Origin of the sequence: Micromonospora sp. NBC_00362 (assembly GCF_026342155.1) — a bacterium.
GTDB lineage: Bacteria > Actinomycetota > Actinomycetes > Mycobacteriales > Micromonosporaceae > Micromonospora > Micromonospora hortensis.
Window position 1 is genome coordinate 866,319 of record NZ_JAPENH010000001.1, and the last position, 21,984, is coordinate 888,302.

The 21,984-nt window shown below is 72.0% G+C and carries 16 protein-coding genes and 1 pseudogene; 7 read left to right on the plus strand and 10 right to left on the minus strand.

Annotated features, from left to right (window positions below):
* Genes OG992_RS03735 through OG992_RS03745 form a run of 3 tightly spaced genes read right to left on the minus strand, consistent with a single transcriptional unit; the run spans position 1 to position 3,565 of the window.
* On the minus strand, positions 1-2,091 hold the full coding sequence (locus tag OG992_RS03735; RefSeq protein WP_266302354.1) for a xanthine dehydrogenase family protein molybdopterin-binding subunit: 2,091 nt from the start codon (positions 2,089-2,091) through the stop codon (positions 1-3).
* Positions 2,088-3,071 carry a xanthine dehydrogenase family protein subunit M gene (locus OG992_RS03740; protein WP_266302355.1) on the minus strand — a complete coding sequence of 328 codons (984 nt, stop codon included), beginning with the start codon at positions 3,069-3,071 and terminating at the stop codon, positions 2,088-2,090. Before OG992_RS03740 ends, OG992_RS03735 begins: the two co-directional genes overlap by 4 nt.
* The gene (locus OG992_RS03745; RefSeq protein ID WP_266305146.1) at positions 3,068-3,565 is read right to left on the minus strand and encodes a 2Fe-2S iron-sulfur cluster-binding protein; all 498 of its coding nucleotides are present in this window, start codon (positions 3,563-3,565) and stop codon (positions 3,068-3,070) included. Before OG992_RS03745 ends, OG992_RS03740 begins: the two co-directional genes overlap by 4 nt.
* A gap of 119 nt (positions 3,566-3,684) precedes the next feature.
* Between OG992_RS03745 and OG992_RS03750 the strand changes: the two genes are divergently transcribed.
* The gene (locus OG992_RS03750) at positions 3,685-4,254 is read left to right on the plus strand and encodes an NTP transferase domain-containing protein (RefSeq protein WP_266305147.1); all 570 of its coding nucleotides are present in this window, start codon (positions 3,685-3,687) and stop codon (positions 4,252-4,254) included.
* Positions 4,255-4,313: 59 nt separating this feature from the next.
* Here the strand turns inward: OG992_RS03750 and OG992_RS03755 are convergent, their stop codons facing one another.
* The 4 genes from OG992_RS03755 to OG992_RS03770 all read right to left on the minus strand — a co-directional run bounded on the left by OG992_RS03755 (position 4,314) and on the right by OG992_RS03770 (position 8,913).
* A complete protein-coding gene (locus OG992_RS03755; RefSeq protein ID WP_266302356.1) occupies positions 4,314-5,690 on the minus strand; it encodes a GH1 family beta-glucosidase in 1,377 nt (458 codons plus the stop codon).
* A 29-nt stretch (positions 5,691-5,719) separates the two neighbouring features.
* A complete protein-coding gene (locus OG992_RS03760; RefSeq protein WP_266302357.1) occupies positions 5,720-6,559 on the minus strand; it encodes a carbohydrate ABC transporter permease in 840 nt (279 codons plus the stop codon).
* Positions 6,552-7,544 carry a carbohydrate ABC transporter permease gene (locus OG992_RS03765; RefSeq protein WP_266302358.1) on the minus strand — a complete coding sequence of 331 codons (993 nt, stop codon included), beginning with the start codon at positions 7,542-7,544 and terminating at the stop codon, positions 6,552-6,554. Before OG992_RS03765 ends, OG992_RS03760 begins: the two co-directional genes overlap by 8 nt.
* A 70-nt stretch (positions 7,545-7,614) precedes the next feature.
* Positions 7,615-8,913, minus strand: a complete 1,299-nt coding sequence (locus OG992_RS03770) for an ABC transporter substrate-binding protein (protein WP_238686103.1) — start codon at positions 8,911-8,913, stop codon at positions 7,615-7,617.
* A gap of 235 nt (positions 8,914-9,148) precedes the next feature.
* Between OG992_RS03770 and OG992_RS03775 the strand changes: the two genes are divergently transcribed.
* Positions 9,149-10,348, plus strand: a complete 1,200-nt coding sequence (locus OG992_RS03775) for an ROK family transcriptional regulator (protein WP_238686104.1) — start codon at positions 9,149-9,151, stop codon at positions 10,346-10,348.
* Between the two features lie 229 nt (positions 10,349-10,577).
* The gene (locus OG992_RS03780; RefSeq protein WP_266302359.1) at positions 10,578-13,211 is read left to right on the plus strand and encodes a discoidin domain-containing protein; all 2,634 of its coding nucleotides are present in this window, start codon (positions 10,578-10,580) and stop codon (positions 13,209-13,211) included.
* 108 nt (positions 13,212-13,319) lie between these two features.
* Here OG992_RS03780 and OG992_RS03785 read toward each other — a convergent pair whose 3' ends face one another.
* Positions 13,320-14,624 carry an FAD-dependent oxidoreductase gene (locus OG992_RS03785; protein ID WP_323181940.1) on the minus strand — a complete coding sequence of 435 codons (1,305 nt, stop codon included), beginning with the start codon at positions 14,622-14,624 and terminating at the stop codon, positions 13,320-13,322.
* A 362-nt stretch (positions 14,625-14,986) separates the two neighbouring features.
* Here OG992_RS03785 and OG992_RS03790 point away from each other — a divergent pair, with 362 nt between their 5' ends.
* The 3 genes and pseudogenes from OG992_RS03790 to OG992_RS03800 all read left to right on the plus strand — a co-directional run bounded on the left by OG992_RS03790 (position 14,987) and on the right by OG992_RS03800 (position 17,755).
* The gene (locus OG992_RS03790; protein WP_238686107.1) at positions 14,987-15,343 is read left to right on the plus strand and encodes a YciI family protein; all 357 of its coding nucleotides are present in this window, start codon (positions 14,987-14,989) and stop codon (positions 15,341-15,343) included.
* 2 nt (positions 15,344-15,345) lie between these two features.
* Positions 15,346-16,554, plus strand: a pseudogene (locus tag OG992_RS03795) (RNA polymerase sigma factor).
* A 67-nt stretch (positions 16,555-16,621) separates the two neighbouring features.
* The gene (locus OG992_RS03800) at positions 16,622-17,755 is read left to right on the plus strand and encodes a glutamate--cysteine ligase (protein WP_266302361.1); all 1,134 of its coding nucleotides are present in this window, start codon (positions 16,622-16,624) and stop codon (positions 17,753-17,755) included.
* 22 nt (positions 17,756-17,777) lie between these two features.
* Here the strand turns inward: OG992_RS03800 and OG992_RS03805 are convergent, their stop codons facing one another.
* A complete protein-coding gene (locus OG992_RS03805; RefSeq protein WP_266302362.1) occupies positions 17,778-19,562 on the minus strand; it encodes an N-acetylglutaminylglutamine amidotransferase in 1,785 nt (594 codons plus the stop codon).
* A 97-nt stretch (positions 19,563-19,659) separates the two neighbouring features.
* Complete coding sequence (locus OG992_RS03810) at positions 19,660-20,091, minus strand: MarR family winged helix-turn-helix transcriptional regulator (protein WP_112590140.1); 432 nt, start codon at positions 20,089-20,091, stop codon at positions 19,660-19,662.
* A gap of 82 nt (positions 20,092-20,173) precedes the next feature.
* Here OG992_RS03810 and OG992_RS03815 point away from each other — a divergent pair, with 82 nt between their 5' ends.
* On the plus strand, positions 20,174-21,967 hold the full coding sequence (locus OG992_RS03815) for an ABC transporter ATP-binding protein (protein WP_323181778.1): 1,794 nt from the start codon (positions 20,174-20,176) through the stop codon (positions 21,965-21,967).
* Positions 21,968-21,984: the final 17 nt, after the last annotated feature.

The following is a 21,984-nucleotide window of genomic DNA, read 5'->3' on the forward strand; positions in this document are numbered from 1 at the left end:
TTAAGCCAAGTCTGATATTCCGATGAGCTTGTCCAGCCGGATCGGCAGCTCCCGGATCCGTACGCCGGTCGCGTGGTGCACGGCGTTGGCGACCGCCGCGGCGGCGCCGACGATGCCGATCTCGCCGACGCCCTTCACCCCGGCCGGGTTCAGCTCGTCGTCGCGCTCGTCCAGCCAGTACGCCTCGATGGACTCCACGTCGGCGCAGCCGGTGATGTGGTAGGTGGCCAGGTCGTGGTTGACCCAGTCGCCGTACCGCTCGTCGAGCAGGCCCTCCTCGTGCAGCGCCATCGACAGCCCCATCGTCATGCCGCCGATGAGCTGACTGCGCGCCGTCGTCGGGTTCACCACCCGCCCCGCCGCGAACACCCCGAGCATCCGGTTCAGCCGTACCTCGCCGGTGTCCGCGTCGACCCGCACCTCGACGAACTGCGCCCCGTACGCGTACCGGGGCAGCGCGGGTTGCCCGCCCACCTCCTCGGTGGTGTCCGCCTCGGCGGTCACCTCGCCGGTCGGCGGCCCGCCGTCGCGCAGCTTCTCGCGCAGCGCCTGCGCGGCGCGTATCACCGCCCAGCTCCAGCTCGCGGTCCCCATCGAGCCGCCGGCCAGCGCCGCCGTCGGCAGCGCGCTGTCCCCGATGCGGATCTCCACCCGCTCCGGCGGCACTCCGAGCGCGTCGGCGGCCACCTGCCAGATCGCCGTCCGGGCGCCGGTGCCGATGTCGGTGGCGTTGATCTGGACCAGGAAGCTCCCGTCGGGCCGGGCGGTGGCCATCGCCGTTGACGGCCGGGCTCGGGCCGGGTAGCTCGACCCGGCCACCCCGGTCCCGATCAGCCAGCGTCCGTCGCGTCGGGACCGGGGCGACGGGTCACGGCCGGACCAGCCGAACCGCTGTGCGCCCTCGCGCAGGCAGGCCACCAGGTTGCGGCTGGTGAACGGGCGTCCCTGGTCGGGGTCGACAGCGGTGTCGTTACGGACGCGCAGCTCCACCGGGTCCATGCCGACGGCGATGGCCAGCTCGTCCACCGCGGACTCCAGGGCGTACGCGCCGGGGCACTCACCGGGGGCGCGCATCCAGAATGGCGTGGGCACGTCGAGGCGGACCAGCCGGTGCGTGGTGCGGCGGTGCGGTGCGGCGTACATGCTGCGGGTGTAGACGGCGGTCTGCTCGGCGAACTCCCGGATGGTGGAGGTCTGGCTGATCGCGTCGTGGCAGATGGCGGTGAGCCGGCCGTCGGTGTCGGCGGCGAGGCGGACCCGCTGGATGGTGGGGGTGCGGTAGCCGACCGGCCCGAACAGTTGCTGGCGGGTCAGCGCCAACTTGACCGGGCGGTCCACGTGCCGGGCGGCGAGGGCGGCCAGCACCACCGACGCCTTGGCGTACCCCTTGCTGCCGAAGCCCCCGCCGACGTGTTCGGCGACGACCCGGATCGACTCCGGCGGCAACTCGAACAGCTCGGCCAGGGTGGCGCGCACCGGTGTCGCGCCCTGGGTGGAGTCGTGCACCAGGAGCCGCCCGTCGCGCCACTGCGCGGTGGTGGCGTGCGGTTCCATCGGGTTGTTGTGGTACGCCGGCGTCCGGTAGGTGACGTCCACCCGCACCGGGGCGGCCGCGTACCCGGCGTCGAAGTCGCCCTCGGCGGTGTCCGTCGGATAGCTGGGGTTGACCTGGTCCGGCTTGTACAGGCCGGGATGGCCGTCGGTGAGCACTGTGCTGTGCGGGCCGGTGTCGTAGTCGATCCGGACCAGTCGGGCGCCCTCGCGGGCCGCCTCCAGGCTGGTGGCCACCACCACGGCGACGTACTGCCCCCGGTAGTGCACAGTCGGCTCCTGCAACAGCCGCAGCTCCGGCTGCGGGCCGGGCGCCATCCGAGGCGCGTTGCCGTGGTGCACCACGGCCAGCACGCCGGGCGACGCCAACGCCTCGGTCGTGTCGATCCGGGTGATCCGCCCCCGTACCACCGCCGACGGCACCGCCCAGCCGTAGGTGACCCCGTCGATCGGGTACTCCACCGCGTACCGGGCCGTGCCGGTGACCTTCGCCGGGCCTTCGAGGCGGGGGTACGCCCGGCCGACCGCCCCGGTGCTCACGACGACGCCAGTTCGGTGAGCGCCCGCACGGTGATGGCCCGGGTCAGGGGCAGCTTGAAGCCGTTGTGCCGTAAGGGGCGCGCCTCGGCCAGCTCCGCGTCGGCGGCCCGGGCCGCCAGCTCCGGGCTGAACGGACGACCGCGCAGCTCCTCCTCGGCCCGGTACGCCCGCCACGGCCGGTGCGCCACCGCGCCGTACGCCAGACGCACGTCGCGGACCACGTCCCCGTCGAGGTCCAGCACTGCGGCCACCGAGCCGGCGGCGAAGGCGAACGAGGCCCGGTCGCGCACCTTGAGGTACGTCGAGCGGCGCGCGGCCGGTAGGGGCGGCAGCCGCACGGCGGTGATCAGCGCGCCCCGGGCCAGTGTGGTCTCCCGTTCCGGATGGGTGCCGGGGGAGCGGTAGAAGTCGGCGATCCGGACGTCACGGGGGCCGTCGGCGTCGTGCACCTCCACCACCGTGTCGAGGGCGGCCAGCGCGACGGCCAGGTCGGACGGGTGGGTGGCCACGCACTGCTCGGACCAGTCCAGCACCGCCAGGTCGCGGTTCTGGCCGTGCAGGGCGGCGCAACCGCTGCCCGGCTCCCGTTTGTTGCACGCCTTGCCGGTGTCCTGGAAGTAGACGCAGCGGGTGCGCTGCAACAGGTTGCCGCCGGTGGTGGCCATGTTGCGCAGCTGCCCGGAGGCGGCGGCGAGCAGGGCGCGGGCCAGCACCGGGTAGTCGCGGCGTACCACCGGGTGGGCGGCGAGGTCGCTGTTGCGGACCGTCGCGCCGATCCGCAGCCCACCGTCGGGCAGCTCCTCGACGGTGTCGAGCGGAAGCCGGGTCACGTCGACCAGCACGTCGGGGCGTTGCACCCCGAGCTTCATGAGGTCCACCAGGTTGGTTCCGCCGCCCAGGTAGGCGGCCTGCGGTTCGGCCGCCAGCACGGCGACCGCCTCGGCCACGTCGGCGGGCCGGTGGTAGCGGAACGCCCTCACGAGGACGCCGCCGTCTCGCGCACGGCCGCGACGATGTGCGGGTACGCGGCGCAGCGGCACAGGTTGCCGGCCATCCGCTCGCGGATCTCCGCGTCGGTCAGCTCGGCGGCCGTGTTCAGGTCGTCGGTGACAGCGCTGGGCCAACCTCGGGAGACCTCGTCGAGCATGCCTCGGGCGGAGCAGAGTTGCCCGGGGGTGCAGTAGCCGCACTGGAACGCGTCGTGCGCGATGAAAGCGGCCTGCAACGGGGACAGCTCGTCCGGCCCGGCCAGCCCTTCGACGGTCACCACCGACCGGCCGTCCACGGTGACCGCGAAGACCAGGCAGCTCTTCACCCGCCGGCCGTCGAGGAGCACCGTGCAAGAGCCGCACTGGCCGTGGTCGCAGCCCTTCTTCGCCCCGGTCAGGTCGAGGTGCTCGCGCAGCGCGTCGAGCAGGGTGGTGCGGTTGTCCAGGGTCACCTCGCGGGACGCGCCGTTGACCTCGACCGTCACCCGGGACGAGTGGCGCTCGTCGATCGTCGTCGCGTTCTCTCCTCCGCCCTGCACCGGCCCAGACTAGCTTTGTCAGTATATTCCAGGGCGAATAACGCAAAGCCCTTCGTACGGGGGTGATGCCGGTGACGGCCGGGCTGCTGCTGGCGGCCGGCGCCGGGCGGCGCTACGGCCGCCCGAAGGCGCTGGTCGAGCTGGACGGCGTGCCGCTGGTGCGGCGCGGGATCACGCTGCTCAGCGACGGCGGTTGCACGCCCGTGCACGTGGTGCTCGGCGCGGGCGCCGACGAGGTGCCCGACCTGCCCGGCGGGGTGCCCGTCCGGCACGACGGTTGGTCCGACGGACTGGGCTCGTCGCTGCTGAAGGGCCTGGCCTCGCTGCCAGCCGCCGCGCCGGCCGCCGTCGTGGTCCTCGTCGACCAGCCGCTGCTCAGCCCGATCGCGGTGCGCCGGGTGCGCGCGGCGTACGCCGACGGTGCGGTCATAGCGGTCGCCACCTACGCCGGCCGGCGCGGGCACCCGATCCTGCTGACTCGACGAACCTGGCCGCTGCTGAGCGGGTACGCCGTCGGCGACCGGGGCGCTCGCGACCTGCTGCGCGACCGACCGGACCTGGTGGTCGAGGTGCCCTGTGACGACGTCGGGTCCCCGGTCGACGTGGACACCCCGGCCGACCTGCCCCGGATCTGAGCGCCGCCGAGCGGCCGCCCGGGGTCGACACCCCGGGCGGCCGCTCGCACCGCCCCCGTTCAGGCCACCGGCGTCGCGGTGCCGGTGGTGCGGGCGAGCCGCTGGTGGGCGCGGATCAACTCGGCGTAGCGCAGACCGCTGGCCTTCATCGTCCGACGCTGGGTGGTGTAGTCGACGTGCACGAGCCCGAAGCGCTTGTCGTAGCCGTACGCCCACTCGAAGTTGTCCAGCAACGACCAGACGAAGTAGCCGTCCAGGGGAACCCCTCGGGCCACCGCCGCCGCGCACGCGGCCAGGTGCTGCTCCAGGTGGTCGGTGCGTTCCTTGTCCTCCACCGTGCCGTCCGGGGTGACCTCGTCCGGCCACGCCGAGCCACTCTCGGTGACGATGATCCGGCTAGGCCGGTACTCCTCGTGCACGTCGACGAGTAGCCGCTCCAGGCCCGCCGGGTACATCTCCCAGCCCATCGCGGTCTCCACCGAACCGGGCACCGGCACCTGCCGGGCGTACGGGGCCGCGCCGGTCGGGTCGTCGACCACCAGCTGACGGAAGTAGTAGTTCACCCCGAGGAAGTCCGTCGGCGTGGCGATCACCGCCAGGTCGTCGCCACGTACCGGCGGCTCGACCCCGTAGGTGGCGATCATGTCGGCCGGGTAGCCACGCCCGTGGATCGGGTCCAGCCACCACCTGTTGACGTGTCCGTCCGCCCGGCGGGCCGCCGCGACGTCCTCGGGTCGGTCGGTCGCCGCCTCGATCGGGCTGAGGTTGACCACCAGACCGACCGAGGCCGGCCGGGCGGCGTTGGCGCGGATCGCCTGGGTGGCCAGGCCGTGCCCGAGCAGCACGTGGTGCGAGGCGTGCACCGCCCGGGTGAGGTCCCGCTCGCCGGGGGCCATGTTGCCCTCCAGGTGCCCGATCCAGCACACGCAGAGCGGCTCGTTGACGGTGCACCAGTCGGCGACCCGGTCACCGAGGCGGGCGGCAACCACCGCCGCGTAGTCGGCGAACGCCTCGGCGGTGGCGCGCTCCGGCCAACCACCCCGGTCCTGCAGGACCTGCGGCAGGTCCCAGTGGTAGAGCGTGACGAACGGTCGGATCCCGTCGGTGAGCAACGTGTCGACGAGCCGGTCGTAGAAGTCGAGCCCGGCGGCGTTGACCCGCCCGACGCCGTCGGGCATGACCCGGGGCCAGGCCACCGAGAAACGGTACGCGTCCACGCCGAGTCGGCGCGCCAGCGCCAGGTCCTCCGGCCACCGGTGGTAGTGGTCGCACGCCACCGCGCCGGTGTCGCCGTTGTCGACAGTCCCGGGGGTCGCCGAGAAGGTGTCCCAGATGGACGGCGCCCGGCCGTCGACGTCGACGGCCCCCTCGATCTGGTACGCCGCCGTGGCGACACCCCAGAGGAAGTCGGGTGGCAGCTTGGACAGGTCGGGCACGGGTCGGTTCTCCTCTGGGTGTGGATGACTCACTTGACAGCGCCGGCGGTGAGGCCGGCGACGAAGTAGCGCTGTAGGGCCAGGAACCCGACGACGACCGGGATGCTGACCACCAGTGAGGCGGCCATGATCTGGTTCCAGTAGACGTTGAACTGGGTGGAGTAGCCCTGCAGGCCGACGGCCAGGGTGCGGCTGCCCTCGTCGGTCATCACCGAGGCGAAGAGCACCTCGCCCCAGGCGGTCATGAACGCGTACACGGTGACCGCGACGACACCGGGCACGGCGGCCGGCAGGATGACCTGGAACAGGGTGCGCAGCGGCCCTGCGCCGTCGACCTGCGCCGCCTCGTCCAGACCCCGGGGGATCGAGTCGAAGTAGCCGACCAGCATCCAGATCGAGAACGGCAGCGAGAAGGTCAGGTACGTGATGATCAGGCCGGTGCGGCTGGCGTACAGCTCGATGCCTGTGGCGTTGCCCAGGTTGACGTAGATGAGGAACAGCGGCAGCAGGAACAGGATGCCGGGGAACATCTGCGTGGACAGCACCGTGACCGAGAAGAGGCCCCGGCCGCGGAACCGGTACCGGCTGACGGCGAACGCGGCGAAGATGGCCACCGCCACCGAGCAGATCGCCGCGATGGTGGACACCACCAGGCTGTTCACCAGGTACCGGGCCAGCGGCACGGTGCTCCACATGTCGATGAACGGTTGCAGGGTGGGCCGGCTGGGCCACCAGGTGAAGCCGTTCTGCACGTCCTGCAACGGCTTCGCCGCCGAGGTGACCATGACGTAGAGCGGGATGACGACGAAGAGGGTGAGCAGGGTCAGCACGATGCGCCGGCCCCAACGCTCACCGGCGGTCTCACGCATGGTCGTCCCTCCGACGGTTGGTGATCAGCAGGTACGCGGCCGAGACGACCAGCAGGAACAGCAGCAGCGCCACCGACATCGCCGACCCGGAGCCGAAGTCCCAGGTCTTGAAGGAGCTGCGGTAGATGTGGATGGAGATCAGGTCTGCCTGCTCGGGCGCGGAACCGCCGAACAGCACGAACGGGGTGTTGAAGTCGTTGAACGTCCACAGGAACAGCACCAGCAGCAGCACCAGGTTGACCGGCCGCAGCATCGGCAGGGTGACCGAGCGCAGCCGGCGCCAGAACCCGGCGCCGTCGATGGCGGCGGCTTCGTACAGCTCACCGGGCACGTTCTGTAACCCGGCCATGAGGCACAGGAACGCGAACGGCCAGTTGCGCCAGACCGACACCACCAGCAGCGACCAGAAGCTGTTGTCGCCGATCAACCAGAACGGCCGTTCGTTCATCAGCCCGAGCTGGTCCACGAGTACGTGGTTGACCAGGCCGGTGTCGCGTTGGAGCAGGAAACTCCAGGTGATCACGGCGGCGTAGACCGGCAGCGCGTACGGGGTGAGGAACAGCGCCCGCAGGATCGCGCGTCCACGGAACGGCCGTTGCAGGACCACCGCCGCCGAGATGCCGAGCAGCCAGGCGAACCCGACCGAGAGCAGGCTGTAGGCCAGGGTGATCCAGAACGAGTGCAGCAGTTCCTTGCCGGCGGCGCTGTTGAGGTCGAGCGTCGCCCGGTAGTTCTCCAGCCCGATGAAGGGCGCGGTGGACCAGTCACGGATGTGGAACTGGGTCAGCTCCAGCAGGCTCATCCAGACCCCGACCACCATCGGGATCACGTGGATGGCGAGTTCCAGCACGACGGCCGGTGCGAGCAGCAGGTACGGCAGGAGCGAGCGGCGGGGGCCGCGGGGCCGGCGGGCCGGCCGCCGGGCCGGCGACCCGGCCCGGGGTTCGCGTCGGTCGGCGTCCGGCGCGGTGGTGCTGGTTGCCATCGGGGTCCTCTCGGAGGCGGTGGCCGTGGTCGGGCTCAGCGCCCGACCACGGCCACCGGTGACGCCTGGGTCAGCGCATCTTCTGCTGCGCGTCGGTCAGCTTGGCCTTCACCGACGCCTCGGTGACCGGCTTGCCGCTGGCCGCGTCGGCGAACAGCTCCTTCATCGCGGTGCCGACCAGGGTCTCGAAGGTGCTCTCATCGGGGACCTGCGGCAGCGGGGCCGCGGTGGTGACAAGGGTCTCCTGGATGGTCTTCTGCTCGGTGGCGCTGAACGCCGGGTCGGAGGCCGCGGTCTTCACCGCCGGCAGCGAGCCGTACGTCTTGTTGAGGATCGTCTGCTCCTCGTCGCTGGTCATGAACTTCACGAAGCTCAGCGCGCCGTCTTTGTTCTTGGTGTGCTTGAAGACCGCCATGTTGATCCCGGCGACCATGCTGTTGACCTTCTTGCCGCCAGCCGGCGGGCTGGCCAGGAACGGCACCGGGGCCACCCCGTACGCGTCGGCGGGCATGTTCTGCGTCTTCAGGTTCGACCCGGCGGACTGCCACAGCAGCATGGCGGCCTTGCCGTTGGCGAAGTCGGAGACCGACTGGTTCTGCGCGTACTCGGCGTTGCTCGGGTTGGTGATCTTGTCGGCGGCCATGAAGTCGATGTACCGCTTGATCGCCGAGACGTTCTGCGGGGTGTCGAAGGTCGGCTTGCCGGCCGAGTCGAACCACTCGCCGCCGTACTGCTGGCTGAAGGTGAAGGCGTGGTGGGCGTTCTCCGACGGGTTGGCCCCCTCGATAGCCAGGCCCCACTTGCCGCCGGTGCTCAGCTTCTTGCCGTACTCGGCGAGCTGCTCCCACGTGGTCGGCGGCGCGGTGATGCCGGCGTCGGCGAACGACTTCTTGTTGTAGTACAGGCTGTACGCCATGCTGTAGAGCGGCACGGCGGCCGGCGGCTTGCCGGGGGCGCCGGCGGCGGCGAGCGCGGCGGGCACGATCCGGTCCTTGCCTCCGACGGCCTGCAGGGCGGCGTCGTCGAACTCGACCAGCGCGCCGGTGGCCTGCAGCGACGCCGACCAGGTGTTGCCGATGTTGACCACGTCCGGGCCCTTGCCGGAGGCGGCGGCGGCCAGCAGGCGGTTGAGCAGATCCGACCAGGGGACCACCTCGACGGTGACCTTGATCCCGCTCTGCTTCTCGAACTTGTCCAACTCCGGCTGGAGAATGGTCTTGTCGGCCTCCAGGCTGGCGCCCTGGTTGCTGGCCCAGTAGGTGAGCGTCTTCGGCGATGCGGCGGAGTCGTCGCCGGAGCCTCCGCAGGCGGTCAGCGAGGCGGCCGCCAGTACGGCGGCGGTGAATATCCCGAGGTGTCGTCTCGACACGGGTCAGCCCTTCCGGTGCGTGGTGGGGGTCCGCCGGCCTTCGTCACCGATAGGGGTCGGGCGACGGGGGCCGGCTGCGGACAGGGTTCGGGGGTGCGCCGTCGGGGTCCGTCGGCGTTTCCCGGGAGTTACATCACGGCTTAATTTATGTCGTCATTAAAGTTGCTGGCCGGTGGGTCGTCAAGCACGAGGCGGTTACAGTCGCCTCGAACGGCCGACGGGAACGAGGTGACGAGTGGAGCTGGCGCGTGCCACCAACCGCAGCGTGCGGTTGCGCAACCGGTCCGCCCTGCTGACCAAGCTCTTCCTGGACGGCCCGCTCACCCGGCAGGACCTGGTGCGCAGCACCGGGCTGAGCCAACCCGCGGTCAGCAACGTGGTGGCCGACATGATCGACGAAGGGCTGGTCGCCGAGGTCGGCGCCGCCGAGTCCGACGGCGGCCGGCCCAGCATGCTGCTGCGGATCGCGCCCCGCTTCGCCTTCCTGATCGGCGTGGACGTCGGCGAGACCCGGGTCCGGGTGGAGCTGTTCGACTTCGCGATGACCCTGTTGGCCAGCGTCGAGTACCCGCTCGACCCGGCCCGCACCGAGCCCGACCTGGTGGCCGGGCACGTGCTGGCCGGCATCGAGGCGGTCACCGGCCAGGCCGGGGTGGCCCCCGGCGACGTGCTCGGCGTCGGCATCGGTGTCTCCGGCGTGGTCGAGCAGGGCACCGAGGCCGTCGTGCACGCCCAGGCCCTCGGCTGGGACCGGGTGCCGCTGGAGCGTCTGATCGGCGCTGGCACCGACCTTCCGCTGCACATCGACAACGGCGCGAAGACCCTCGGCCAGGCCGAGATGTGGTTCGGCGCCGGCCGTGGCGCCCGGCACGCCGTCTTCGCGCTTGTCGGCTCCGGGGTGGGCGCGTCGGTGGTGACCAACGGCGCCACCTACCGGGGCGCGTCCAGCAGCGCGGGGGAGTGGGGGCACACCACCCTGGTGTACGGCGGCCGGGTCTGCCGGTGCGGCGCGCGCGGGTGCCTGGAGGCGTACGTGGGCGCGGAGGCGATCATCGACCGCTACCGGGAGGCGCGCCGGGGTCGACCGGTGCCGGGCGACGATGAGGAGTCCCAGATCGCCGCGCTGGTCGCCGCCGCCGAGACCTCGGCCACCGCCCGACGGGTGCTGGAGGACACCGCCGGGTACCTCGGCGCCGGGGTGGCCAACCTGATCAACCTGTTCAACCCGGAGCGCGTGGTGCTCGGCGGCTGGGCGGCGATGGCCCTCGGCGACCTGCTGCCGGCCGTGCGGGAGGCCGCCGGTCGGCAGGCGCTGCGCCAGCCGTACGAGCAGGCGTCGATCGAGCTGTGCCGGCTCGGGGTGGACGCGGTGGCGCTGGGCGCGGCAACCCTCCCGATCGCCCGCTTCCTCACCGAGGGTGGCGTCCGCCGCTGAGCGGGAACGACTGCTGCGCCGTCGGCAAATTACCCAAAAAGAATCCTCGGGATAAATAACGAAGTTATAGATCGATGTCTTGACGCCGTCGCAATCTCGCCGCAACACTCCTACGAGAGCGCTCTCCGACCCGCGACGCCGCATCGGCGGCACCACCCACGGCGCCACGGGGCGAGCCGATCCCATCCACGCGGCACCCCCTCGTAGCCCCCTATCGACAGGCGATGTCATGACATCTCGTGCAACATCCGTACGCCCGCGTCCTCGACGCGTCGTCCGGCATCTGCTGGTCGGGCTCACCGTGGCCCTGGTCGCGGCGCTCACCCCGACCGGTGCCACCGCGCCCGCGCAGGCCGCACCCACCCTGCTGTCCCAGGGCCGCCCCGCCACCGCCTCGTCCAGCGAGAACGCCGGCACCCCGGCCTCCGCGGCCGTCGACGGCAACACCGGCACCCGCTGGGCCAGCGCGTTCAGCGACCCACAATGGCTCCAGGTCGACCTGGGCGCCCGGGCCACCATCAGTCAGGTGAACCTGCTCTGGGAGGGCGCCTACGGCCGGGCCTTCCAGCTCCAGACCTCCGACGACGGTGCCACCTGGACGACGATCTACTCGACCACCACCGGCACCGGCGGCACCCAGAACCTCACCGTCACCGGCGCCGGCCGCTACGTACGCATGAACGGCACCGCCCGGGGCACCGGCTACGGCTACTCGCTCTGGGAGTTCCAGGTGTACGGCGAGACCGGCGGCAGCACGCCGACCTGCGGCAGCACCAACGTCGCGCAGGGCGGCCCGGCGACCGCCTCGTCCAGCCAGGACGCCGGCCTCGCGGCATCCGCGGCGGTCGACGGCAACCAGGGCACCCGCTGGGCCAGCACCGCCAGCGACCCGCAGTGGTTGCGCGTCGACCTCGGCAGCACCCGCACCATCTGCCGGGTGGTTCTCACCTGGGAGGCCGCGTACGCCCGGGCCTTCCAGCTCCAGACCTCGGCCGACGGGGCCACCTGGACGACGATCTACTCCACCACCACGGCCACCGGCGGCACGCAGTCCCTCACCGTCACCGGCAGCGGGCGCTACCTGCGGATGTACGGCACCGCCCGGGGCACCGCCTACGGCTACTCGCTGTGGGAGCTGGCGGTGAACACGACCGGCGGCACCAGTGAACCCCCGGTCGGCACTACCGACCCGTACAACCCCAACCTCGGGCCGAACACCTACGTCTTCGACCCGAGCACGCCGACGTCGACCATCCAGAGTCGACTGAACACCCTCTTCACCCAGCAGGAGACCAACCAGTTCGGCCCGCAGCGCCACGCGGTGCTGTTCAAGCCCGGCAACTACACCGCCGACGTCAACCTCGGCTTCTTCACCCAGGTCGCCGGCCTCGGCATGAGCCCCGACGACGTCAACCTCAACGGCCACGTGCGTGCCGAGGCGTTCTGGTTCGGCGGCAACGCCACCCAGAACTTCTGGCGGGCCGCCGAGAACCTGTCGGTCACCCTGCCCGCCGGGCAGACCGTGGAGCGCTGGGCGGTGTCCCAGGCGGCGCCGTACCGGCGGATGCACCTGCGCGGCGCGCAGAACCAGATCCAGCTCTGGAACGGCGGCGACGGCTGGTCCAGCGGTGGCCTGATGGCCGACACCCGCATCGACGGCCTGGTCGTCTCCGGTTCGCAGCAGCAGTGGTACTCCCGCAACAGCGAGTTCGGCAACGGCTGGACCGGCTCGGTGTGGAACATGGTCTTCCAGGGCGTCAACGGCGCTCCCGCGCCGAGCTTCCCCAACCCGTCGCACACCGTCATCCCGCAGACCCCACAGATACGGGAGAAGCCGTTCCTCTACGTCGACGGCACCGGTGAGTACCGGGTCTTCGTGCCCGCGCTGCGCACCAACTCGACAGGCACCAGCTGGTACAACAAGACCCCGGCCGGCTCGTCCATCTCGCTGTCGCAGTTCTTCGTGGTCCAGCCCGGCACCAGCGCCGCCACCATCAACGCGGCCCTCGCCCAGGGGCGGCACCTGCTCTTCACCCCGGGCGTGCACCACGTCACCGAGCCGATCCAGGTCAACCGGGCCGACACCGTCGTCCTCGGTCTCGGCCTGGCCACCATCCAGGCCGACAACGGCGCGGTGGGCATGCGGGTGGCCGATGTGGACGGTGTGAAGGTGGCCGGCATCATGTTCGAGGCCGGTACGACGAACTCGCCGGTGCTGATGGAGGTCGGGCCGTCCGGCTCGTCCGCGAGCCACGCCAGCAACCCGACCTCGCTGCACGATGTGTTCTTCCGCATCGGCGGGCCCCACGTCGGCAAGGCCACCAACACGTTGACCGTCAACAGCGACAACGTGATCGGCGACCACATGTGGCTGTGGCGGGCCGACCACGCGGCCAGCGGCGTACCGACCGGGTGGACGCTGAACACCGCCGACACCGGGCTCACTGTCAACGGCGACAACGTCACCATGTACGGCCTCTTCGTCGAGCACTACCAGAAGTACCAGACCATCTGGAACGGCAACGGCGGGCGGACGTACTTCTACCAGAACGAACTGCCCTACGACCCGCCCAACCAGGCGGCCTGGATGAACGGGTCGACCCGGGGCTACGCCGCGTACAAGGTGGCCGATTCGGTGACCAGCCACCAGGCGTTCGGGCTGGGCAGCTACAGCTACTTCAACGTCAACCCCGCCGTCGTGGAGGAGCGGGCCTTCGAGGTGCCCACCAACCCGAACGTGCGCTTCACGAACATGGTCACCGTCTCGCTCGGAGGCGTCGGCACCATCAACCGGGTGATCAACAACGCCGGTGGCACCGCGAACGCGGCCAACCAGCAGGTGTACCTGACCACCTATCCCTGACCGGGGCGCCCGCGCCGGCCCGGTCCTCTGTGACCGGGTCGGCCGGGTAGCACCCAGGGCCGTGGCCGGCCCGGTCCCGCCGAGACCGGGCCGGCGCGGTCGTGCCGCTCAGCCAATCAGCACCTCGGCCGCCGCCCGTTCACCGGCGAGCACCGCGCCCTCCAGGTAGCCACTCCAGCGGGTGGCCGTCTCGGTGCCCGCCCAGTACACCCGCCCCACCGGCGTCCGCAGGTGCGGGCCGTACGTCCGCCACGTGCCCGGGGTGAACGCACCGGAGAAACAGCCCCGGGTCCACTCGTCGGCCGACCAGTCGTACTCGACGAGATCCACCGGGTCCTCGGCGCGCGGCCCGACCACGCTGGCGAACGCCTCCAGGAGGCATCGTCGACGCCGCGCGGCGGACATGCCGCGCAGCGTGGCGGCGTCGGTGGAGTAGCTGAACCCGGTCAGCACCCCGATCGGTGAGGTGGGGGTGGAGTTGTCGACCGTCTCGGTGAGCGGACCGGCGCTGGTGGTGGCCACCCCGGAGCGCCCGTCGGCACGCCAGAACGGCTCCGGGTAGACGGCGTGCACCTTCAGCGCCGAACCCATCGGCATGCGCTGGGTGAGCCCGTCGCGCAACGGGGGCAGCGGCGGGTCGTACCGGATCCGGCCGGCCAGTGCCGGGGCCAGCGCGACCACCACGGCATCGCCGTCGACGCGCCCGGTGTCGGTCCACGCCGTCGCGCCGGCGGCTGTCTGTTCGATGGCCCGCACCGGCGCGGCCAGCGTCAGCGCGCCCGGCGGCAGGGCGGTGGCCATCCGTTCGGCAAGCGCCGGCGGCCCGCCCACGATCCGGTCCTGCTGCGCGCCGCCGGCCATCCCCAGCAACGGCCCGGTCCCGCCGGCGCTGCGCAGGTAGAACAGCAGGTGCAACAGGGACAGCTCGTCAGCGCCGGTGGCCAGCAGCCCGCCGGCGAGCACCCGCCCCAGGTAGTCGGCGGTGTCGTCGTCCCCGGCCGTGGCGGCGAGCCACCCGCCGAGGGTCGTCCGGTCCCACAGTGCGGCCTCCGGCGTCGCCCAGGGTGCGGCCGGGTCCAGTCGTGCGGCGTACTCGTCGAGCAGACCGAGCACCCGGCCCACCTGTGCGGGCGGCTCGGCCCGGGGCGCACCGGCCCAGAGCACCGTGGGCGCGCCGACCGATGCCGAGGCGAAGGTGGCCAACCCGTGCTCGGCGACCAACGCGTACATCCGGTCCTGGGTCGGCCCGATCCACTGCGCCCCCAGGTCGAGTTGCGTGAGCTCGGGCAGCCATCGGGTCAGCACCCGACCGCCCACCCGGTCTCGGGCCTCCAACAATCGCACCTGGGCGCCGGCACGGGTGAGCGCCAGCGCGGCGGCGAGCCCGGAGAAGCCGGCGCCGACCACGACCACCCGCAAGCCGTCGACCACACCGGGGTCTACCCACAACCGTCGCAGGCATGGCTACCAGCCTGGTCGCCGCACTGAGGGACCGTACGCCTGTCCTGCGTCCTTTGCTCTGCACCCGCCGAGGCACCACCCGTGTCTGCGCACCGTCGCCTCCGCGGGTGCAGAGCAAAGGGCAGCCCGACGCCGGGGGCCCGGGTCGGCCGCCGGGGCAGTGTCGCGTCGGCGGGTGCAGAGCAAAGGGCACGCCAACGCCGGGGCCGGCCCGGCCACCGAGAAACTTTCCGCCGGCCTGTCGATTCGGGCAGCGGCCGATCGTGTGGAGGATGAGAGGTCGGCGACGGGCCGGCCGTCCGTGAGGAGGAACGATGACGCGCTACCTGCTCAGCATCCACCAGCCGCAGGGTGAGCTGCCGCCGGAGCCGGAGTTCCTGGCCGGGGTGATGCGTCAGCTCGGCGAGCTGCGCGACGAGTTGGCGTCCACCGGGTCGTGGGTCTTCGGGCAGGGCCTGCACGGCCCGGAGACCGCCACCGTGCTGCGGCCTCGCGACGGCGAGGTGCTCATCACCGACGGACCGTTCGTGGAGGGCAAGGAGTACCTGGGCGGCATCACGATCATCGACGTGCCGGACCTGGACGCCGCCCTGCACTGGGGTCGCCGCTACGCGCTGGCCACGACCCTGCCGATCGAGGTGCGCCCCTTCCACGCCGGGGCCGGCGACTGACAGTGCTCGACGTGGAGGCGGTGTTCCGCGCGGAGTACGGCCGTGCGGTTGCCGTCCTGGTTCGCCTCCTCGGCGACATCGACCTCGCCGAGGAGGCCGTCCAGGAGGCTTTCGTCGTCGCGGCGGCGCGCTGGCCGACGACCGGCCTGCCGCCCAGTCCGGCCGGCTGGATCATCACCACGGCCCGGAACCGGGCGATCGACCGACTGCGCCGCGACGCGTCCCGTGTCGACCGGCACACCCAGGCGGCCCTGCTGTACGCCGCCGACAGTCCCGCCGAGGAGGGACCGGTGCACGACGACCGGCTACGGCTGATCTTCACCTGCTGCCATCCGGCGCTCGCCCCGGGCACCCGGGTCGCGCTCACCCTGCGGCTGCTCGGCGGACTGAGCACCGCCGAGATCGCCCGAGCCTTCCTGGTGCCGGAGCCGACCATGGCGCAGCGGTTGGTCCGCGCCTAGTCGAAGATCCGTAACGCCGGGATCCCGTACCGGGTGCCCCGTGACGCCGACCTGCCCGGCCGGCTGGACGGCGTCCTCGCGGTGCTCTACCTGATCTTCAACGAGGGATATACGGCCAGCGCCGGCCCGCACCTGGTCCGCGCCGAGTTGTGCGCCGAGGCGATCCGGTTGACCAGGCTGCTGGTGGAGCTGATGCCGGACGAACCGGAGGCGCTCGGCCTGCTCGCCCTGATGCTCCTGACCGAAGCCCGCCGGGCGACGCGGACCACCGCCGACGGCGAGCTGGTGCCGCTGGCCGAGCAGGACCGGCGCGGGTGGGACAGCGCCTTGATCGCCAAAGGTCAGGCCCTGGTCCGCCGCTGCCTGCGCCGCGACCGGCCCGGCCCGTACCAGATCCAGGCCGCGATCGCCGCCGTGCACACGGCCGGGCGGAGCGCCGCCGACACCGACTGGGCGCAGATCCTTCAGCTGTACGACCAACTGAGGGTTGTCGCCCCCAGCCCGGTGGTGGCGCTGAACCGGGCCGTCGCGCTCGCCGAGGTGTCCGGTGCGGCGGTCGCGCTGACCGAGGTGAACCGCCTCGACCTGGTCGGCTTCCACGTCTACCACGTGGTCCGCGCCGACCTGCTGGCTCGGCTCGGCCGGGGCGGCGAGGCCGTCGAGGCGTACCGGACGGCCGTCGCCCTGACGGACAACGCGGCCGAACGGGCCTTCCTCACCGCACGCGCGACGGCCCTGGCGACGCCCTGAGGGCGGTTTGCCGCAGGGGCGGCCGGGAACCCGAGGCACCGCCGTAGCAGGGGGATGGGGAGGGGCCATGGCGTACCGACCGACAGTCGTCGACACCGCGCCCGACCTGTCCACCCTCACGCTGGGCGTGGAGGAGGAGTACCTGCTGCTCGACCCGGACAGCGGCCGGAACCTCCCTGTCGCCGACCAGGTGCTAGCCGCGCTGCGCGGCCCCGCCCGGGACCAGAGCCGTCAGGAGTTCCGGCACAGCATGGTGGAGATGGTCACCCCGGTCTGCGCCGACCTCACCGAACTGCGCGCGCACCTGGTGGCACTGCGCCGCTCCGCCGCCGAGGCCGCCACGGCGGCCGGCGCCCGACTGGTGGCGGTCGGCGCCACACCGGTGGCCGAACCGCACCGGACGGTGCCCGACGAACCGCGCTACCACGCGATGTCGCGCCGGTACGGCCCGGTGGCGCACGACCCGGCGGTGTGCGGCTGCCACGTGCACGTCGGGCTGCCCGACCGGGAACTGGCCGTGCAGGTCTGCAACCACCTGCGGGTGTGGCTGCCGGTGGTGCAGGCGATCACCACCAACTCGCCGCTGCACGACGGGTACGACACCGGGCACGCCAGTTGGCGCTCGATGCAGTTGGAACGCTGGCCCAGTATCGGTCCGACGCCGTACTTCGACTCCGTCGCCGACTACGACCGCACTGTCGACGAGCTGATCGCCGCCGGCATCATGCTCGACGCGGCGATGGTCTACTGGTACGCCCGACCGTCGTCGACCTACCCGACGGTGGAGGTGCGGGTCGGTGACGTCTGCACCGAGGTGGACGACGCGGTGCTGGTCGCCGCGCTGGTCCGCTCCCTCGTGGCCACCCTCGCCGACGACGTACGTGCCGGGGTGAGCGCCCCGAACGTCAGGGACTGCCTGGTCGCCGCGGCGCACTGGCGGGCCGCCCACGACGGTCTCGACGGCGAGCTGATCGACCTGCGTGCCGGCGGGACCCGCCCCGCCTGGGCACTCGTCGACGAGCTGATGGCGGTGATCGCCCCGGCCCTGCTGCGCCACGGCGACCTCGGACAGGTGTTGGCGCAGCTCGCCCGACTGCGTCGCGACGGCACCGGCGCCACCCGGCAGCGGCGAGTGCTGGAGCGCGCCGGAGACCTGCACGCGGTCCTCGACGACCTGGTCGCCCGCACCGCCGCCGGCTGACCCCCGGCACTGCCCACCGGGGTCAGCGGATGTCGTGGGTCTGTAGCCACAGCTCCAGCAGGCCGAGTTGCCACAGCTTGTTGCTGCCAGCCGCGGCCTCCGCCCGGTCCGGCTCGGCCAGCAGATGTGCCACGTACTCCGGGCGGAACAGCCCGCGCTCGCGCGCGGCCGGCGCCTGCAACGCCTCGGCCACCAGCTCGCGCACCGGGCCGTCCACATTGCGCAGCGCCGGCACCGGGAAGTAGCCCTTGGGTCGGTCGACCACCTCGGCGGGCAGCACCTCACGGGCGACCTCCTTGAGCACGCCCTTGCCGCCCTGGCTGACCTTGTGCTCCGGCGGGCAGTGCGCGGCCAGGGTGACCAGGTCCTGATCGAGGAAGGGCGTACGCACCTCCAGACCCCACGCCATGCTCATGCTGTCCACCCGCTTGACCGGGTCGTCGGGAAGCATCAGGTGGGTGTCCAGGCGCAGCACGGCGTCCAGCGCGGTCTGCGCCCCGGGCGCGGCGAGGTGCCCGGTGAGCAGGTCCCGGCTGGCGTCGTGCTCCAGCGCGTACGCCGGGCCGACTATGCGGCGCAGCTCGTCGTGACCGCGGTCGAAGAACGCGGCGGCGAACGTCTCGGCGGCGCCGTGCCGGGGCGCCTCGACCAGTGGCTGGTGGTAGCCGTAGCCGGCGAACACCTCGTCGGCGCCCTGACCCGACTGGGCCACCTTCACGTGTTGCGCCACCTGCTCGGACAGCAGGTGGAAGGCGACCACGTCGTGGCTGCCCATCGGCTCGGTCATCGCCAGCACGGCCCGTCGGACGGCGGGCACCAGATCGTCGTCGGCCAGTCGGATCCGATGGTGGTCGGTGTCGTACGCGCGGGCCACCAGGTCGGAGTAGTGGAACTCGTCGCCGGACTCGCCGTCGCGGCTGTCGAAGCCGATGCTGAACGTCCGCAGGTGTTGCTGGCCGGCCTCGGCGAGCAGCGCCACGATGAGGCTGGAGTCCAGTCCGCCGGAGAGCAGAACCCCCACCGGCACGTCGGCGACCAACCGTCGGCGTACCGCCGCGCGCAGCGCGCCGCCGATCGCGGCCCGCCAGTCGGCGGCGTCCATCCCCGCGTCGGCGGGCTCCCGCACGTAGTCGGGTCGCCAGTAGACCTCCTCGCGGCTGCTCCCGTCCGCCTCGATGACCCGCAGGGTGGCCGGTGGCAGCTTGCGCACGCCACGCAGTACCGTCCGCGGCGCGGGCACGATAGAGTGCCAGGACAGGTAGTGGTGCAGCGCCACCGGATCGATGCCGGTGTCGACGTCACCGGCCCGCAACAGCGCGGGCAGGGTCGAGGCGAACCGCAGCCGCCCAGGTGTCTCGGCGAGGTAGAGCGGTTTGATGCCGAGCCGGTCGCGGGCCAGGATCAACCGCCGCCGGACCCGGTCGACCAGCCCGATCGCGAACATGCCGACCAGGTGGTCGACGAAACGTTCACCCCAGTGGGCGTACGCCACCAGGATCACCTCGGTGTCGCTGGTGGAGTGGAAGGCGTACCCGGCGCGGCGCAACTCCTCGCGCAGTTCCGGGTAGTTGTAGATGCAGCCGTTGAAGACCAACGCCAGGCCCAGGTCGTCGCGGACCATCGGCTGCCCGCCCGCGTCGGACAGGTCGATGATGGTCAGCCTGCGGTGCCCGAGGGTCACCCAACCGTCGGCGAACAGACCCTCGTCGTCCGGGCCGCGTGAGCGCATCGCCTCGGTCATCCGGGTGACCGCCGCCGCGTCGGGCGAGCGGCCGTCGAACCGCGCCTCCCCGCTGATCCCGCACATCAGCCGGGCCTCCCGTCACCTCGCCCCGACCGGTGTCGGCCGGTCCCGCCGACCGGACGGGGCCGCTGGCTACCCGTGGGCGGGGGGAGCAAACCCGTCAGCCGCGCAGGGTGCGCAGGATGCGGGCCAGCTCGGCGCGGTCGGTGTCGTTGAGGTGGCCGAAGAAGCGGTCGGCCTCGGCCCGGCGCGCGGCCCGGATGGCGGTGCTGACCCGGTCGCCCTCCTCGGTAAGCGCGACCAGCGTCGCCCGACGGTCGGCCGGGTCGGGTCGGCGTTCGACCAGCCCTCGGGTCTGGAGGTCGTCGACGACCTCCGTCGCCGAGCGGGGCGCGATGCGCAGGTGCTCGGCGAGGGTGCCGGGGCGTACCTCTCCGTGCCGGGCCAGCACGCCGAGGGCCCGGGACTGGCTGGGGGTGACGTCCCAGGGCGCCAGTGAGTCGCGGCTCTGCCGGCGCAGACGGGACGCCACGGCCCAGAACGTCTCCGCCAGGCTCTCGTCGTCGGCGCTCTCGACGGTGTGCTCGGTCACCGGAATACGGTAGCAGGATATGTGGTTGCTCCCTCATGATGAGGTAACCTCAGCAATATTGTCGACGAAAGGTAGTGCCCCCTTGGAACCCACCCCGAAGGGCCGCGACCGCGGCCACCGCACCGTCAGCGCCGAAGAGAAGACGCAGGCCCGTCAGGTGTCGCTGCGCCGCATCGGTCGCCTGTTCACCCCCCACCGGCCCGCCCTGGCCGCCGTCACCGCGATCATCGTGCTCTCCTCGATCATCGCGATGGCCACCCCGTTCCTGCTGCGTGCCGTGATCGACCGGGCCCTGCCGCAGGCCGACGTGACGCTGCTGGTCTGGCTGGTCGTCGGCATGGTCGCCGTCGCGGCGGTGACCTCCGCCCTCGGCGTCGTGCAGACCTGGATCTCCACCCAGGTCGGCCAGCGGGTCATGCACCGGCTGCGCACCGACGTCTTCAGCCACCTCCAGCGCCAGTCGCTCGGCTTCTTCACCCGCACCCGCACCGGCGAGGTGCAGTCCCGGATCACCAACGACATCGGCGGCATGCAGTCGGTGGTCACCTCCACCGCCACCGCCGTCGCCGCCAACCTCACCACAGTGGTCGCCACCACTGTCGCCATGGTCGCGCTCTCCTGGCAGCTCTCCCTGGTCTCGCTCGTGGTGCTGCCGCCGGCCATCTGGCTCACCCGTCGGGTCGCCCGGATGCGCCGCGAGATCACCGCCCAACGGCAACGCGAACTCGCCGACCTCAACGTCACGGTGGAGGAGGGGCTCTCGATCAGTGGCATACAGCTGGCCAAGACCCTCGGCACCGGCCCCGCGCTGATCGACCGCTTCACCGCCTCCTCGGCCCGCCTGGTCGACCTGGAGTTGCGTAGTGAGCTGGCCGGCCGCTGGCGGATGGCCTCGATGAGCATCATCTTCGCCGCCGTACCGGCGGTCATCTACCTCGCCGCCGGGCTGCCCGGCACCGCCGGCACGCTGAGCATCGGTACCCTTGTCGCCTTCACGGCCCTGCAGGGCGGCCTGTTCCGACCGCTGATGGGCCTGCTCAACGTGGGTGTCTCGCTCACCGCCTCGCTGGCGCTCTTCGCGCGGATCTTCGAATACCTGGACCTTCCGGTCGACGTGGCCGACCCCACCGAGCCGGTCCGTCTCGACCCCGCCCAGGTACGCGGCCACCTGCGCCTGGAAGACGTCACCTTCGGCTATCCGGGCAGCGACACCGCCGCCCTCGCCGGGATCACCCTCGACGTGCCCGCCGGCACCAGCCTCGCCCTGGTCGGCGAGACCGGCTCCGGCAAGAGCACCCTCGCCGGGCTGGTCAGCCGGCTGCACGACCCGACCGCCGGCCGGATCACCATCGACGGCGTCGACCTGCGCGACCTGCGCCTGGCCGACCTGGCCGCGATCGTCGGCGTGGTCAGCCAGGAGACGTACCTGCTGCACACCACCGTCCGGGAGAATCTGCGCTACGCCCGGCCGGGGGCCACCGACACCGAGATCGAGGACGCTGCTCGTGCCGCCCAGATCCACGACCTGATCGCCGGGCTGCCCGACGGGTACGACACCATGGTCGGCTCACGCGGGCACCGGTTCTCCGGCGGTGAGAAGCAGCGCCTCGCCATCGCCCGGACACTGCTGCGTGACCCGCGCATCCTGGTCCTCGACGAGGCCACCAGCGCACTGGACACCGAGACCGAACGCGCCGTACAGCGGGCCTTCGACGTGCTCGCCCAGGGGCGCACCACGATCACCATCGCCCACCGGCTCTCCACGGTCCGCGACGCCGACCAGATCGCGGTGCTCGACCACGGTCGGATCGTCGAGGCCGGCACCCACGCCAGCCTGCTGGACCGCAACGGCCGCTACGCCACGCTGGCGGCCTGAACACCGGATCACAACCG